Genomic DNA, 15,688 nt, shown 5'->3' with positions numbered 1-15,688 from the left:
AGTAAGTATTACTATATACTTGTAGATAGTAGTACAGAGTACTGAAGTGGAGGGAATGCCGTGGAAGACATCACAGAAATGTTGAAAGGCGTGCTCGAAGGATGTGTGCTCGAAATCATCAGCCGGGAAGAGACGTACGGATATGAAATCACAAGACAGTTACGTGAGTTGGGCTTTACGGATGTAGTGGAAGGAACGGTCTACACGATCACGATGCGGCTTGAAAAAAATCAACTCGTCGATACCGTCAAAAAACCATCGACACAAGGACCGCCACGGAAGTTTTATACTTTGAATGCTGCCGGTCAAGCGCGGCTGGCTTCGTTCTGGGAGCGTTGGCGCTTCGTTTCAAGCAAGCTGACAGAGCTGAAAATGAGTCAACCGAAAGGAGAACGAGTATGAGTATCGTTGAAAAAATCATGGGTAACTTAGATGATAAACGGCACTACCGCGCGATGGAGCGTCGCGTGAAAACTTTACCTGCCGACTATCTCCATGCCTATCGTGCGATTCAGAAGTATCTGGCGATTGCCGGAGGACCGGTTGATTGGCCGTCGACTCGTCGCATTTTTGAGGGATTACTCGACTTGTTTGAGATGGGGGCAGCAGAAGGCAAAACCGTCACAGAGATCACGGGACCGGATGTCGCCGCGTTCTGTGACGATCTCATCAAGGGCGAACCTTCCTGGAATGATCGATATCGCACCAAATTAAATGAATCGATTAACCGGAAGTAACACGGAGCTGCCTCAGCCGTTGATCGTCCAAGTATCCCGCAACTCGATGATCGTTCCTTCCGGGGCTTTTAACTTACTGAGGTGACCGTCGACGACGAAGTAGATGTTACCGCCGTGTTTCGGCAAAAACGGCATGCCGAGTTGTTCGAGCCGTGCGACTTCTGCCTGCAGATCATCGACGTACAAAGCAAAATGAACGGGACCCGCTGTATGTTTTGTATAGGGTGTCAATGTCTCGTCGACTTTGTTCGTCTGGAGTTCGATGTAAAAATCACCGAGCTTCAACCAACTGTTAAAAGCACGGGTGTGGAAATCAGGGGACTCCTGAACCAGTTCGAATCCCAGTTGTTCATAAAATGTTTTCGACGCGGTGTAATCGGTCGTTTGGATACAGAGGTGATGGATTTGTTTCATCGTCAATCATCCTTTCATGTGGGGCGGGTCATATGTAGCCGCTAGCAATATCAAATCAATTTTTAGTGTAAACAAGCATCCGTCTCCTGTCGAGGAAACGGACGCTTTACATTCCAGTCAACAGAATAACGTCAATCGGAGTAGAAATAAAGATATCCTCATTGTAAAATAATAGAAAATACATCTTACCGTTATGAACGGCATCAGACACGGTTCGAGCAGGCGAAGCGAATGAACCAGCGAAGGGGAGGGTCCAGAATGAAAAAAGGTCTACTCACGACTGTAGCTGTAGTCTTAAGTTTTTTAACTTTCTACTATTTGAACTACCTCCACCTACGCTACGCTAAGAGGTGGAGGATTCCTGAGTTATCCGACCTAACGGTCGAAAGTTTATCAGGCTAACCCCGTCGTCCCGACGGTTGAGAGTTAATCTTGTCCGTTTCTTTTTACGCGGATGCCTACTCTGCTTGGTTTTCGCTACTTCGGTCATCTGCAAGGTGAACGTTGAAGATTTTACGTGACAGACGAACTTCCTGTCACAACCCTATATCTTCAGTTTTCAAAGAACATGACATTGATTTTTTTCCTGTTTTTGAGTGTTTTTAAACCAACAATGTCGTGCAATTGACGTGTCGCAAGACACGCCTTGCCCGAAGGCGATTCATCTCCCACCTACGCTGGGCTTCGCCCTGAGACGCTTAGAGATGGGAGTATTCTCGCCTGATTTTGATAAACATGACAAAGCCTCCTGAACTGGTACACCGTCAACGGAATGAGATTGCGGATTTCTCGAATCCTCAACTCCTTGCAGGTGCCGCGGACAACGTATTCATAGGTGAAGTCATAACGGAAGTGAGCAGCAGACGTCCTGACGGATTTCCTGAAACACAGTATGCGGTTCAAGTGAAGAAAAACTTGAAGGGAACGTTAAACGGTCATATTACAGTCAATCAACTGGGCGGCTTCGAAAAAAATCCAGGCGGCCATCGCATTCTGGTTCTGTACAACGAAGACGCCCTGTTAAAAAAAGGTCAAACGTACCTGTTTGCGACGCGGTACTTAAAATCGGAAAAGTGGCATACTGCCTTTTCAACACACGGGACCGTCGAACTTAAAAATACGCTCGAAACCAATCCCTCTATCCAACAGATGACCCAAGCACTACAATCCCCGCTTGTGCCGGATGCGCTCAAGAATAAAACGAACGGCACGATACAATCCTCGACTGAATCCGTGAAAAAGTAGGCTCATTCTACAGTTACGATTCCACCGAAAACAAGCGTCCGTTTCCTGTCGAGGAAACGGACGCTTTTTGATTACGTCAGATCGAATTTCTCCGTCTGATTCGTTAAGTAGGTCGATGTTTCATTTAACGTTTCGACGAGGACATGCAGTCCGGTGATTGTCGCAATCATCTGCTCGGACGCCGCCGCTACTTCTTCGTTGCCGGCCGTGTGTTCTTCGGCGACAGCGGCAATTTCCGTCAAGGCATTGCGGATCCGGGCTTCCGTTCGAGCGACGTCAAGCATTTGTTGCCGCATCCCGGCAGCGGACGACGCGACTGTCCCGACCTGTTCCGCGATTTGGGTGAACGAGCCGTCCGTCGCTTGAATCTCCTGTTGACCGGAGATCGTCTCCTGTAACGTCTCAGCGAACCGGACTTCCATTTGCGTCGAATTCCCGGTGATATTCTGGACGATTGCCGCAATCTGATCGACGCTGCTCGCGACATGTGTGGATAACTTCTTCACTTCGGTTGCGACGACGGCAAATCCTTTGCCTTGTTCGCCGGCACGCGCCGCTTCGATGGCGGCATTGAGGGCCAGTAAGTTCGTCTGTGCCGCGATATCACGGATGATCGTGACCAGTCCTTGGATGTCGGTGGATTGTTGTTTCAGTTGGCGGACCTGCTCCGTTGCTTCGACGACGTGCGTATGAATCGTGTTCATCCGGATGACGGACTGTTTCATCTGCGTTTGTCCGTCGCGGGTCGTAAGCCGCATCGTCTCGACCGTCTGTTCGATGTGCTGACTGTCGTCGGTCGTCTTTTGAACGAGCGAGGAGAAGCTGCTCATCTCATCCGTCAAGGCGAGTGTCGTGTGCGTTTGACTTTCCGTTCCAGTCGCGATTTCCGACATCGTCTCGGCAATCTGCGTCGAGCCGTCGAGGACTTCCGTTGTCCCGGCGTCAATCGCCTGACTTGTGTCCGTGACGAGAGCCGTTGTCCGTTTGATGTCGACGATCATCAGGCGGAGTGTTTGATTCATCTGTTGAATCGAGCGGGCGAGCGTGTAAATTTCATCTTTTGCCGGAATCTTCAGTTGTTGCATCGTCTGATCGGCTTGCGAAAGTTTTCCGTCGGCAATCATCTGCGCGACGGATTGCAGGGTTTCGAGCGGTTTCAATTTTCGACCGAGTATGTAATACAGTGACCCGAGCGTCAACAGTAAGAGTAAGACGAGTAAACCGAGAAACAGCGGCAACGTCTGTTTTAACAGCGTCGTCGTCAACGTCTCGACGTCTTTTGCCGCGATGTCGACACCTAATATGCCGATGATGTCACCCGTCTCACTTTTAAGCGGGACATAGACACTGATGTATTGACCGTACTTCGGATCATCGATGACGTCCGTCGTGTGCGTTTTACCTTTTAAGACTTCTTTCATATCGGACGCGACGGCTCCAGTTGCCGGATCATTAATCTTGGCAGCATCCGCGACCGGAAGACCGTCAATCAACAGCTTAACTTGATTCTGTTCGACCTTCGCCGTATAGGCGTAAAGAAGCCCGTTTTGCTTCCGTAATGTATCAAGCGATTTCCGGAGTTTCTCATAATCTTCGGAAGGGCGCGGATTGTTCAAAAAATCAGTGTACGTTGCTGTATCAAATGTATTGGCGATACGCTGTGCATCCTGCTCCGCCGTTTTTTTAAGCGTCGAGACGGCAGTTTGATTCGTGTTGTAGTAAAGGGCAGCGCTGCTGAATAGGAAAAACAAAATGAGGATGGAACTGACAATCAGTAATAATCGTGTACGGATGGAGTGTGTGTGTGTTTCTGTCATGGGTGGACCTCCTGCAGGATTCATTAGGTGATATATATACTATCGTCTCGTTTTTTATTTTTTGGATAGCTTTCAAATAAAGTGGCGGATTTTTTTTATCAAAATCAGGCGAGAGGACGCTTTCTTCCAAACGATTCGGATGAACCCCAGGTGACAGGGAGAGATACACGATTCAGCTTCATTCTCTTCAGAAAGGAACGAGGTTTGACAAGTTCAGAACAAAGGAATTGTAGAGAAATGAATGAAGAACCGTCGAAAAAAGGACTGATAAAAGGAGGATATTGCAGTGATTGAAAAAGTTACAGCAGTTTCAAACGGGATGTATACGGAAGGAAAGTCAGGAAACCATACGATTCGGATTGATGAACCAGAGAGCATGGGCGGAGCGGATCACGGGGCAAATCCGCTTGCGACGTTACTCGTCGCCCTCGCCGGATGTGAAAATGTCGTCGCACACTTCGTCGCAAAGGAAATTCATTTTGATTTGCACGGAATTGAATTTGAAATCGAGGGATCAATCGATCCACGGGGCATGATGGGCGACCCGTCCGTCCGGACACAATTCCAGCGTGTAACGGTCCATGCCAAAGTGACAACGTCTGAAACGGACGAACGGATCCAGGAACTGCAACGCCTCGTTGACGTACGTTGTCCGATTTCGACGACGCTGACTGCAGCGGGCGTGACGCTTATCGCCAACTGGACGAAGGCATAACATCACTTCAGTATGAGCTGAAAGGCAAAAGGGCAGCCATTACTCGTATCCGTCTTCGAGAAATGGCTGTTTTTTGTTGCGTTTCATAATCACCCGACAATAGAAATTATAAGGATCTTTAAAAATGTTTACAACTAAATAGTTTAGTGTTAAATTATTCAATGCGATAAGGAATGGATTAGATTTTACATGATGAAAATACGTTGCAACAAGAAAGGATGTCGAACCAATGGAACAAGATCAGCTTTTTAAGATGATCCACACTGTCGAAGCCGTGACGAATGAAGCGATCATCGATTGGAATACCCGTTTTCCATACAATGTCGGGATATCGCCGATTCTGACGTTAGGTGAGCTGGAACGGAAAGGTCCTCAAAATCAGATGAAGTTAGCAGAAACACTTGGTTTTACGGGAGGGGCGATGACGAACATCGCTAAAAAACTGATACAACTTGAACTCGTCGAACGGGTCTATAACGAACAGGACCGCCGGCAAGTCTTGCTGCAGATTACGCAACAGGGAGAGCAAATCTTAAGTGAAGCCCAGGCGATCGGGAAACAACAGTATCTTGAACTGTATGACGTGTTAGATGAAGAAGAGATTCGGCTTTATTTAGCAATCAACGAAAAACTGTTGACCCATATCCGGGCAAAGCGGGAGAACGGAGTGAAACGATGAATCGAGTAGCGGGAAAAGTAGCGTTGGTGACGGGTGGTGCGTCAGGTATCGGCTTATCGGCGGCGACTTTGCTCGCCGAAGCAGGAGCCACCGTCGTCGTAGCAGATTATAACGTCGATGGAGCGGAAGAAGTAGCGGCTAAGTTACGGAAACAAGGACGACAAGCTTCTGCCGTCTTCTTGGACGCGTCTGAAGCTGAATCGATTCAGCATGCTGTCGATTTTACCGTCGAGTCGTTTGGGAAAATTAACGTGTTGTTCAATAATGTCGGTCTGACGAACCTTCAGAAAGATCTCGATGTCGTCGCAATGGACTTGGCGGAATGGGACCGATTAATGAACGTCAATGTCAAAAGTGTTTTGCTTGGTGCAAGATATGCGATTCCACATATGAAGGAAGCAGGTGGCGGATCAATCATCAATACAGCTTCGATGTCGGCTTTTGCGGGTGACAGCATCCGTTCTGCCTATGGGACGTCAAAAGCTGCCGTCGTCCAGTTGACGAAGTATATCGCGACACAGTACGGGAAGGATTTAATCCGCTGTAATGCGATTGCCCCCGGTTTGATTTTGACACCGGCGGCCAAAGCCAACATGAGTCCAAGTCTGCTTGCGACCTTCGAAAAATACAATGCCCTTCCGTATCACGGCGAAGCCGATGACATCGGACATGCCGTCGTTTATCTCGCGTCGGACGAATCAAAATTCATGACCGGACAAACCCTTCAGATTGAAGGTGGACATTATATCGGCAATCCGACTAGTCCCGATTTTTTAGCAATGCAGCAGTAATTCAGAAATGGAGTGAATGAAGATGAATCGATTAGCAGAAAAAATCATGTTAGTGACCGGCGCCGGGAGTGGCATGGGTGAAGCAACCGCATTAATGGCGGCGCGTGAAGGTGCCGTCGTCGTCGCGACCGACATCAATGAGGAGGCCGTCCGTGCTGTCGTCAAACAGATTCTGCTTGAAGGCGGTCAAGCGTATGCCTTACACCACGACGTCTCTTCCCGCGAAAGTTGGCAGGATGTTACGGATATGATCAAGCGGGAGTTTAATCGACTGGATGTGTTGGTCAACAATGCCGGCGTTGCACTAAGTACGCCGTTTTTAGAGCAGGATGAAACCGATTGGTCCCGGATTTTTAACATCAACGTCAACAGCGTTCTGCTCGGGATGCAACAGGCGATTCACTTGATGCAGGAAACGGGTGGATCGATCGTTAACATCGCCTCGATTTCTGCCATCAGCGGAATGGCGGGAGCCGGCGGATATACGGCATCAAAAGGGGCAATCGATGCGGTAACGCGGGCGGCGGCTGTCGATTACGGCAAGTACAACATCCGGGTCAATGCCGTCTATCCGGGGTACATCGAGACGAAGATGAGTGCCCCGTCGATGACAGCCTATAAAGACTATTTTGAACAGGTGATTCCGCTTGGTCACGTCGGGCAAGCCGAAGAAGTTGCGCATGCCGTCGTGTTCCTCGCGACCGATGAAGCGAGTCATATCTCCGGGATCGGTCTTCCGGTAGACGGTGGCGTCACTGCCAGATAATTGAAACGACACGAAGGCACTGTCCATCCGACAGTGTCTTTTTTTCTCGAACAACAGGTCAATTGGTAATGGAAACTCGTTTTAGAAGGATTTTTTTACAAAAAAAGCGGTACAATGGAAGGTGAAAATGACAAACGAAATGAGTGGATATTCATGCTTCAATCATGGAAAAAACGAATGCTGTACGGAACGGCGGGCCTGGCCGTTTTGGTCAGTGCAGGTGCTGTATATCTCGGATTGCGTCCGGAGGAACCAAAAGCCGTTTCCTATCCGATCATTTCGAAGGATCTCACGACGATGACGTTTACACCGAAAGACGGTCAGGTCATCCTGCTGTATGGAAGCGATATTAACCGTTATAAAGAAACACAGGATGATCCGCAAGAACCGGGATTGATGACGACACTATCAAAAACGGGTAAAGAGCTGAAGGCAGAAGCAATTGCTGACCCGGATTTCTATTGGATGAGGCTGTCACAAAAAGGAACCGACCCGCGGCACATCTATGCGCATCACCCGGATGGCATCGAAGCCGATCACTTTTTTACGTATGATTTAAAACGTGGCGAGTTTACAAAACATGAGGTGCCGAATACAGCGATCACATCCGTTGCCCATTACGGGAAAGATGTTTGGCTGGAATCGAATGCCTCGAAGCCAAAGGAAAAAATTCAGTTGATCAACGTCCGGACAGACAAACGGTATCCGATTGAAGACCGGCTGATGCCGGTCTTTGATTCACCGATTCTTGAACTGAATCAGACGATTGCTTATGCCAACAACGGTACCGAGGATGATAAAGAAGGGGCGACCGGTATGGTTCTGCTTGACCAGAAGACCGGAAAATCACGCGTCATTCGAAAAGCGGACGAACCGTATGCCTATACGGCGTTATACGGCGCGAAAGACACCGCGTATTTTGCAACGACCGACGGCGTGATGATCCAGCTGAAGACGGACGGAACGATGCAGCAAAAGTTATTTTCAGTATTGGATGATGTCAACTACTGGGCGACGGAACCGATGCGGATGATCAACAAACAGACCGGTTATCAAATCATCTGCACCGGTGAAAACGATACGGATCAACGGCTCGTTAAGTGGACGTTCGGACAAGCGTTCCGGGTTGAATCGGTCCGACCTAGTTTTTGGCAGGAGGGTAACTATTACCGTTACCTGTACCGGAATCCGTATAAGAAGACGTCATTTTTTACGGAAAGTAAAACGTCATTTTCCGGAAAAGGCCGATTGATCGTCACGGATGACAACTTAAAAACGTTACGGACGATACCGGTCGAAGGAGCAAACGGCGTGGACTTTGTGGTGGATTAATAGCAAAGGGAGGGAATGAAATGGCTTTTGAAGAGGTATATTTGACGGCAATTCAAGCGAGGTTCCGGGCCGTCCGGGAACCGGCGGAGCAGGCACTCGGCTGGCTGAACGAGGAACAGTTTCATCAGATACTGGCACCGGATACGAACAGCGTCGCGTTGTTGATTCAGCATATGACGAACAATATGACCTCACGCTGGACCGACTTTTTGACGACAGACGGGGAAAAGCCGGATCGTAACCGGGACGCCGAGTTTGTCGACCAGGGGCATGACAAAGAGACCTTACTGACACTGTGGAACGACGGCTGGCAACTCGTCGAATCAACGCTTGCTTCCTTGACACCGGACGATCTGGAACAAACCGTTTTAATCCGCGGTGAACCGCATCTCGTCGTCGACGCGATTGAACGGCAGCTGGCGCATTATGCCTATCATGCCGGGCAGCTGATTTTTTTGATGAAAATACTGCTCGGACCGGACTTTAAACCATTGACGATTCCCTTGCCGCATCAGCGGCACTGAGCGAAACAAACCTGCCTCTTTTACGTAAAGAGACAGGTCTGTTTTTTATAATATATCGTCACTCGATCCGCCGACCGGAGCTGTCGATAACGAAATCGTAAAAGCACGCTCGCCTTTTTTGAGTTTAATGCCTTCAGGGGAATGGATGGTATCCATGGATTTACCGCTCATGGATGTTTGAACAGTCGATTTCTCAAACATCAACAGTTCATATTCAGATGGTCGAAATGACTTGTCGCGAAACTCGACGCCATTCATCATGAATTTCTTTAAAGTATCAGATTCCTCTGATTTTTCTTGAATGAGACCATCTAAGTCATACATGTATGAACGATAGCCTTTTGTCGTATCGAACTCTTGCCCGAGTTTCAGTTTTTCCCCGTCATATTGACCAGGTTTGATGGTCTCTGTAAACCAGATTTTTTGTTCGCCGGATGCAAAATACTCAATTCCGGTCAGGTAAAGGGGGTTATCGATTTTCCCGGTCATAGTATAAACAGCTTCAGTTTTGTCCGGATCTGATGGATTTTTAGAAGTATCGAGTTTGAATTCTAATGGCAGCTCCATTGGTTTGACGACTTTTTTCGGCACGGCTTCTTCCGTACTGCAACCGGCAAGTAAAAGTGCCGATAGTGAACAGACAAGCAGTTGTTTCAACATCCACGTCACGTCCTTCATCTGTAAGTATATTCAGTGTAAGGGGAATGGATGATATTTACAATCGGATTAGGTGTCACAGGAAGGAAGGGTTACATGAAAAAACGTTTTATTCTCTTGCTGTCGCTCGGACTGTTTGGCTGTTCGGCGACATGGCAACAAGAACCGGCGGAGTCGACAGCTGCCAAAAAAGTTCTGTATGTCGCGCCGACCGGCAAGGATACAAATGCCGGTTCAATCAAACAACCGCTGAAAACGCTGAAACGAGCCAGTCAGCTCGCGAAAGCCGGAACGACGGTGTACCTTCGCAAAGGAACGTACACGGAAGCGTTGACGGTCAAGCACAGCGGGAGGAAACAAGCACCGGTCGTTTTTAGGAATTATCAACAGGAGAAAGTGGTCTTAAGTGGGAAAACGTTGAAGCAGAAAGACGGGGACACGGCGCTCATCCGGATCGAAAATCGACAGTACGTGACGATTCAAGGACTGGTGGTCGCAGACATCGCGACGACACGAATCAATGAGACACCAATCGGAATTTTTGTTACCGGCACAGGACGGAACATTCAATTGATCGACAATCAGGTCCGGCGAATTAAGACCAATGCGAAAGACGGCAACGCCCACGGGATTGCGATTTATGGAACTGGTCGTTTAAAGCAGATCACTGTCCGCGGCAACCGGGTCGAAGATAATCGGCTTGGGGCAAGTGAAGCCCTGGTTCTGAACGGCAATATCAACGGTTTCTCCGTCACGGACAACACTGTACGACGGAACGATAACATCGGCATCGACTTGATCGGATATGAAGGGGTCGCAACGAATCCGGCCGAGGATTATGCGCGGAACGGGACGATTGCCGGCAATCACGTCTCCGACAGTTCAAGTTACGGCAATCCGGTCTACGGCAAAGAGTACAATGCAGCCGGCATTTATGTCGACGGTGGAAAACGGCTGACAATCGAAAAAAATACCGTCGAGCGGAATGATATCGGCATCGAAGTGACGAGTGAACATGCGGGGAAATACGCGGAACAAGTCACGGTCCGCGGCAATCTCGTCCAACAAAACCGGTTCACCGGTATTTCGATCGGTGGATACGATAAGAAGCGGGGCGGAACGAAACAGGTCCGGATTACAGGGAATCAAGTCACGGCCAATGATACGAAAGGGCTCGAAGGGGGACAGCTGCTGGTCCAGCACGATGTCCGCGATAACCGGATCGACCATAATACATTTACAACGGGTCCCGATAATCTGTTTGTCGCCCACTTTTTCAACACAAGCTCCGGTAATCAGTTTGAACAGAACGCCTATCGCTTGGCGAAAGGAACAGCGAAGCGTTGGATTTGGCAGGATCGAGAATACCGCACTGAGTCTGCTTTTGAGCGGGCAGTCATACGATGAATGAAAAACAGACGTCATTCTCCTCACGAGGGAAAGTGACGTCTGTTTGTTTAACGTACTTGCATCTTTTAGGCATTGTAGCCGACGAACAGTGTGAAAAGTATCAATCCGGCCGAACCGATGATACAGATCAGGCAAACGACAGTCGTAAAAATACGCAACGGCAGCGGCAAGCTGACCTGTCTTTTCCAGACGACATACACGACGACGGCACTCGCCATCATCAGTAAAGACAAAATTGAGAACGGTAACGCCCGTTCCTGAATCAAATAAAAAATATCCAACGTCTCACGTCCTTTCTGTCAGATTCCGAATCAAAGGGGTTGTCCCCTGCAAAATTGAACCTCGTTACGTTATACTAATTATTGTAACATATGGATGAATCACCCAACATCGAATCAGAGAAAGAAGGGGAGACGATTGGCACAATCATTACGCAGATCAGCGACGGACCGCTCGATTCAAGGGGTGTGCGGCGGACTCGCGGAACACTTCGGTATCTCGTCACTAGCCGTCCGCCTGATTTTCATTGTCATTCCGCTTCCGATCAATTTAATCATTTACATGATTCTCGCGAACACGATGGCGGATGCACCAAGAACGTTGTAAAACAAATGAACAAAAGGAGGTTATGACGATGACAAACGGAAAGATTGCACTTCGTGTGTTAGGCATTTTGATTGGCGCAATCGTCGGCTTACTGATTGTTTACGAAGCGAAAGGGACCTTTGACGTCAGTGTCCTGCTCGGATTCGTAGCCGGGGCTCTGATTTTTGCCCTGATCAACATCATTTGGGTACGCGTCAAAAGATCTTAAACAGCAGGGGGAAATGGAATGACTTACTTAATTTGTACGACGTGCGGGGTCCAGATGGATGAGAACGTAACACAGGACGACATCTGTCCGATTTGCACGGATGAACGGCAGTATGTGAATCCAAACGGTCAATCGTGGACAACACTTCCGGACATGATTTCGTCCGGGACGTATCAGACGACGGTGACAGAAGAACAACCGGGTCTCATGAGTCTCGTCACGACACCAAAGTTTGGGATCGGGCAGACGGCTTATCTCGTCGCGGGAACAAAACGGATTCTGTGGGACTGCATCACCTATCTCGATCAGACTGTCATCGAGGAAGTGGGTCAGCTCGACGCGATGGCGTTATCGCATCCGCATTATTATGCGACTCAGGTCGAATGGGCGGAAACATTTGGTATCCCGCTGTATATCCACGAAGCGGATCAAGAGTGGGTGACACGACCGAGTAAACAGATCGTCTTCTGGTCCGGTGATCAACTCGTGTTAAGTGAGGATGTCATCTTACACCGGATTGGCGGTCATTTTGACGGGGCGACCGTTCTCGAATGGACGACCGGGAACGACGGTCGCGGGATATTACTGACGGGAGATATCGTCCGTGTCGTCGCCGACCGGGCGTGGGTCAGCTTCATGTACAGTTATCCGAACCTGATTCCGTTACCGGCAACGACCGTCGCTGAAATGGCGTCCGCTTTAAAAGACGTCCGCTTTAATCAAATCTACGATGCCTTCCATAAAATCGTTGTTACGGATGCGAATGCAGCCGTCGCCCGTTCGGCAAGCCGCTATATTGCGGCGTTGAATGGACACGTCAAGGAACGTGAACAGCGATGATTCTTGGCCTATATGAAGCACATCTGCCGGTCCGCGACTTACAGCGGTCAATCGCGTTTTATACAGGACTCGGGTTGAAGCTTGATCACATCGTGGATGAAAAAATCGCTTTTCTCTGGATTGTCGAAGAGCAAAGCTGGCTTGGTCTTTGGCAAGCGGACCAAGTCGGGTTGCCGTATCATCCGTCGATCCGGCATATCGCCTTTCATGTCTCGCTCGACGGCTTGCGTCAGTCGGTCCATTGGCTGACGGAGCGTGGTTATACGCCACGTAAGGCGTTTGGTTTTGAAGGGACGGAACCGTTCGTCATGCCGATTGCCCAGCATGCCCATGCGAAAATTCATTTCAATGATCCGGACGGCAACAGTCTCGAATTCATCACGAAGCTCGATAATCCGCTTGGCACGCAGGAGTATATGTACTTAAGCGAATGGGAGACTCTTTTAAATGAACGTGGTTTTACCCTGAAATAGTAAGTCCTCCTCGATTCTTCGTGAATCGGAGAGGGCTTTTTTTATGCATCGGAGCTTCAAGAACCACTTCCTGACGAAAGCAGTTCGTGATTGGTAATAAGTTGCAAAGAAAGGAGTAGATATTCCTAAAAAAGACCTGTTTTGAGAAAGGGGTCAATGTTTTTCTTAAATTGAGCAGATTGATGTGAAGCGGAAATGGGACTTGTTATGATAAATGGCAAACAAAAACGTTTTTTCATAAAATAGTTTCGTAACTAAATGGATGAAATTTGAAATGATGACCTGAAGGAGATTAACCACGTGACGACACCTCAACTAACAAACCCAACCCTTGCTTCTGCTGATATTCTGGAAGCTCTGACCCACAATGTCGCAATGATTCGTTTTGATACGCAACGCCGGGTCGTTGATGTCAACGACTTGTTCGCGAAGACGATGAAATACAAACGCGATGAGATGATTGGCATGCACCACCACCTGTTTTGCCGAGCGGATTTTGCAAACAGTGAGGCGTATCAGAAATTATGGAGCAAACTGCTGGCCGGTTTCAGCTCGGCTGATAAAATCGAGCGGATTGACGCACGTGGCGACTCGATTTGGCTGGAGGCGACCTATATGCCGATTTATGAAGCAAACAAAGTCGTCGGCGTCGTCAAGATTGCTTCTGATATCACGGACCGGCAAGAAACCATCCAAGAGTATGCGACGTCCTTTGCCGGCATCGCAACGGATCTGGATGCCCGCTCCGTGCAAGGCAAACAGGAAAGCCGGCAACTCAAACAAACGATCGAGAAGATGGCGGATGATGCCAAGGAAAATTTACGGACCTTAACGAATCTGCAGGAACAGTCTTCCGAGATCACAAAAATCACCGGGACGATTAAAGAGATTGCCGCCCAGACCAACTTATTGTCGCTGAACGCCTCGATCGAAGCAGCACGCGCCGGTGAGCACGGAAGCGGCTTTAACGTCGTCGCGACGGAAGTCCGTAATCTCTCAAAACTCGTTGAACTCGCCGTCATCAACGTCCGCGACACGACGGAACAGATGAACAAGGAACTGGAGCGGATTCAACAGGGCATCACGCGGGCAAACGCCGATGCCTCGTCCAGTGTCTCTGTCATGGAAGAGACGTTGCAACGGTTTGAGACCGTCAGCGAGTCGGCGCATGAACTGAATGAAACGGCAAAAAAATTCACGACAGTCATTTAAACGAACAAGTCATACGCTAAGATTGGACATGACTTAATACTGAAGACAAGGTGGTCATTTTTCTCTTTATCGAGAAGGGCCACTTTTTTGTCGCTTCGAATCGTTTTCTTAAGACACACTTTGCTGCATCAAACACTCCTTAAGACAATTGTCTAGTTTATTATTGACAATCCATCTTCCTCCTGAGTCTCTGCTATGAAAAGATACTTATAGTGCTGATATGATCAGCGGTCCCTCACCAAAATGTAAGAGACCGTTGTTGGCTAATTCGTCTAGCCTGCTCATGTATTAACATAGGTATAGAATACGACAGAAATCTTGTCAAATGCTTCAGAAATGCCATGTTGATAGATGGATCAGTCCGCTTCAGGTTGTTCCTGTTTATAGATTAAGTTGTTCCTGTTTATAGATTAAGTTGTTCCTGTTTATAGATTAAGTTGTTCCTGTTTATAGATTAAGTTCTTTCTTTAAACAGGGTATCAAATGCGTTGAACAGAGACTGTTGTCGTCATTGATGAAACATTTGAAGAAGTGATACAGGGATTACTCTTATAGATTTAATCTTCTAACTCATATTTTAAATCAGAAAAAGAACGACTTACCTTAAAATCGAGATTAATGAGAGTGTTTAAATCGTATTTCTTTTGTCGATACATTTCTTTCATGAATTGCAAGAAGATATAGCGACAATTATATAAATCATCTCCAGTATCTTCTCTCATAGACGCATAATCAATTTCTTCACCTAGCGAATCATAAACAATCGTTTCAAACTCTAAATTCGTATGCCACATAAAATCTAAAAATCCTTGTAGGACTGCTTTTTTATATGTATCTAATGAAAAAGTAGCCAAAATTTGATTTTTATAATGAAATTCCGCTATTTTTTTTGGATAGAAAAATCGAATGGTAAAATGAGAAGAAACTTCTTCGTTCTCATATTGCAGAGTCCAGTCTGATCTTTCAATGTCATATAAATCATTTGTTGGTACACTCTTTATTAATAAATGCCAAAACATATATAGCTCACTAACATGTGCGTTGAAAGGGAGTGGTTCACCACCTAAATAAAAAACGACTTTTCCTGAAGGATAGCCGTCAGATCGTCCAAATGCATAATTAAATACATCTTTATCTTCTAAATCAGTCATCTCTACAAATCCCGGATATTCCTGATTTTTATCTAGTTCTTCTTTTTCAGGAGGAATTTCAATATAACTTTTAATTTCTAAATGCATAATAAAATATTCCTTTCATTCATT

At 47.6% G+C, this 15,688-nt stretch carries 20 protein-coding genes; 15 read left to right on the top strand and 5 right to left on the bottom strand.

Features of this window, described 5'->3' with window-relative positions; all coding sequences use genetic code 11:
- Positions 1-60 precede the first annotated feature (60 nt).
- Both MUN34_RS06470 and MUN34_RS06465 read left to right on the top strand, forming a co-directional pair.
- A complete protein-coding gene (locus tag MUN34_RS06470; protein ID WP_114595817.1) occupies positions 61-402 on the top strand; it encodes a PadR family transcriptional regulator in 342 nt (113 codons plus the stop codon).
- A complete protein-coding gene (locus tag MUN34_RS06465) occupies positions 399-737 on the top strand; it encodes a DUF1048 domain-containing protein (RefSeq protein WP_247857185.1) in 339 nt (112 codons plus the stop codon). The genes MUN34_RS06470 and MUN34_RS06465 overlap by 4 nt, the downstream gene beginning before the upstream one ends.
- 12 nt (positions 738-749) lie before the next feature.
- Here the strand turns inward: MUN34_RS06465 and MUN34_RS06460 are convergent, their stop codons facing one another.
- A complete protein-coding gene (locus MUN34_RS06460; protein WP_247857184.1) occupies positions 750-1,151 on the bottom strand; it encodes a VOC family protein in 402 nt (133 codons plus the stop codon).
- A 726-nt stretch (positions 1,152-1,877) separates the two neighbouring features.
- On the opposite strand from MUN34_RS06460, the gene MUN34_RS06455 reads away from it, so the two are divergent.
- The gene (locus tag MUN34_RS06455) at positions 1,878-2,396 is read left to right on the top strand and encodes a hypothetical protein (RefSeq protein ID WP_247857183.1); all 519 of its coding nucleotides are present in this window, start codon (positions 1,878-1,880) and stop codon (positions 2,394-2,396) included.
- A 71-nt stretch (positions 2,397-2,467) separates the two neighbouring features.
- On the opposite strand, the gene MUN34_RS06450 is transcribed toward MUN34_RS06455, so the two are convergent.
- Positions 2,468-4,213, bottom strand: a complete 1,746-nt coding sequence (locus MUN34_RS06450; RefSeq protein ID WP_247857182.1) for a methyl-accepting chemotaxis protein — start codon at positions 4,211-4,213, stop codon at positions 2,468-2,470.
- Positions 4,214-4,499: 286 nt separating this feature from the next.
- Here MUN34_RS06450 and MUN34_RS06445 point away from each other — a divergent pair, with 286 nt between their 5' ends.
- The 6 genes from MUN34_RS06445 (at position 4,500) to MUN34_RS06420 (ending at position 9,020) form a co-directional block, all read left to right on the top strand.
- Positions 4,500-4,928 (top strand): OsmC family protein, encoded by a 429-nt coding sequence (locus MUN34_RS06445; RefSeq protein ID WP_481804375.1) that lies wholly within the window; start codon positions 4,500-4,502, stop codon positions 4,926-4,928.
- Positions 4,929-5,157: 229 nt separating this feature from the next.
- Positions 5,158-5,607: a MarR family winged helix-turn-helix transcriptional regulator gene (locus tag MUN34_RS06440; protein WP_247857181.1), complete on the top strand. Its 450-nt coding sequence runs from the start codon at positions 5,158-5,160 to the stop codon at positions 5,605-5,607.
- Complete coding sequence (locus MUN34_RS06435) at positions 5,604-6,398, top strand: SDR family NAD(P)-dependent oxidoreductase (protein WP_247857180.1); 795 nt, start codon at positions 5,604-5,606, stop codon at positions 6,396-6,398. Before MUN34_RS06440 ends, MUN34_RS06435 begins: the two co-directional genes overlap by 4 nt.
- 22 nt (positions 6,399-6,420) lie before the next feature.
- A complete protein-coding gene (locus MUN34_RS06430; protein WP_247857179.1) occupies positions 6,421-7,164 on the top strand; it encodes an SDR family NAD(P)-dependent oxidoreductase in 744 nt (247 codons plus the stop codon).
- 153 nt (positions 7,165-7,317) lie between these two features.
- Positions 7,318-8,496, top strand: a complete 1,179-nt coding sequence (locus tag MUN34_RS06425) for a hypothetical protein (protein ID WP_247857178.1) — start codon at positions 7,318-7,320, stop codon at positions 8,494-8,496.
- A 20-nt stretch (positions 8,497-8,516) separates the two neighbouring features.
- Complete coding sequence (locus MUN34_RS06420) at positions 8,517-9,020, top strand: DUF1572 family protein (RefSeq protein ID WP_247857177.1); 504 nt, start codon at positions 8,517-8,519, stop codon at positions 9,018-9,020.
- 45 nt (positions 9,021-9,065) lie between these two features.
- On the opposite strand, the gene MUN34_RS06415 is transcribed toward MUN34_RS06420, so the two are convergent.
- Positions 9,066-9,680, bottom strand: a complete 615-nt coding sequence (locus tag MUN34_RS06415) for a hypothetical protein (protein ID WP_247857176.1) — start codon at positions 9,678-9,680, stop codon at positions 9,066-9,068.
- Positions 9,681-9,773: 93 nt separating this feature from the next.
- Here MUN34_RS06415 and MUN34_RS06410 point away from each other — a divergent pair, with 93 nt between their 5' ends.
- Entirely contained in the window at positions 9,774-11,084 is a 1,311-nt protein-coding gene (locus MUN34_RS06410; protein WP_247857175.1) for a right-handed parallel beta-helix repeat-containing protein, read from the top strand.
- A 68-nt stretch (positions 11,085-11,152) separates the two neighbouring features.
- On the opposite strand, the gene MUN34_RS06405 is transcribed toward MUN34_RS06410, so the two are convergent.
- Positions 11,153-11,368, bottom strand: a complete 216-nt coding sequence (locus MUN34_RS06405; protein ID WP_247857174.1) for a hypothetical protein — start codon at positions 11,366-11,368, stop codon at positions 11,153-11,155.
- 136 nt (positions 11,369-11,504) lie between these two features.
- Here MUN34_RS06405 and MUN34_RS06400 point away from each other — a divergent pair, with 136 nt between their 5' ends.
- From MUN34_RS06400 to MUN34_RS15905, 5 genes are all read left to right on the top strand, one after another.
- Complete coding sequence (locus MUN34_RS06400) at positions 11,505-11,693, top strand: PspC domain-containing protein (protein ID WP_247857173.1); 189 nt, start codon at positions 11,505-11,507, stop codon at positions 11,691-11,693.
- Positions 11,694-11,721: 28 nt separating this feature from the next.
- Positions 11,722-11,901 (top strand): hypothetical protein, encoded by a 180-nt coding sequence (locus tag MUN34_RS06395; RefSeq protein ID WP_247857172.1) that lies wholly within the window; start codon positions 11,722-11,724, stop codon positions 11,899-11,901.
- Between the two features lie 18 nt (positions 11,902-11,919).
- A complete protein-coding gene (locus MUN34_RS06390) occupies positions 11,920-12,741 on the top strand; it encodes a hypothetical protein (protein WP_247857171.1) in 822 nt (273 codons plus the stop codon).
- Complete coding sequence (locus MUN34_RS06385; protein ID WP_247857170.1) at positions 12,738-13,214, top strand: VOC family protein; 477 nt, start codon at positions 12,738-12,740, stop codon at positions 13,212-13,214. Before MUN34_RS06390 ends, MUN34_RS06385 begins: the two co-directional genes overlap by 4 nt.
- Positions 13,215-13,514: 300 nt before the next feature.
- Positions 13,515-14,426: a methyl-accepting chemotaxis protein gene (locus tag MUN34_RS15905; protein WP_348772893.1), complete on the top strand. Its 912-nt coding sequence runs from the start codon at positions 13,515-13,517 to the stop codon at positions 14,424-14,426.
- A gap of 557 nt (positions 14,427-14,983) precedes the next feature.
- Here the strand turns inward: MUN34_RS15905 and MUN34_RS06370 are convergent.
- Positions 14,984-15,664: a hypothetical protein gene (locus MUN34_RS06370; RefSeq protein WP_247857169.1), complete on the bottom strand. Its 681-nt coding sequence runs from the start codon at positions 15,662-15,664 to the stop codon at positions 14,984-14,986.
- Between the last annotated feature and the right edge of the window lie 24 nt (positions 15,665-15,688).

The sequence above is a fragment of the Exiguobacterium sp. 17-1 genome, assembly GCF_023096305.1.
Lineage (GTDB): Bacteria > Bacillota > Bacilli > Exiguobacteriales > Exiguobacteriaceae > Exiguobacterium_A > Exiguobacterium_A sibiricum_A.
This window is presented reverse-complemented; position numbering and strand designations above follow the sequence as displayed.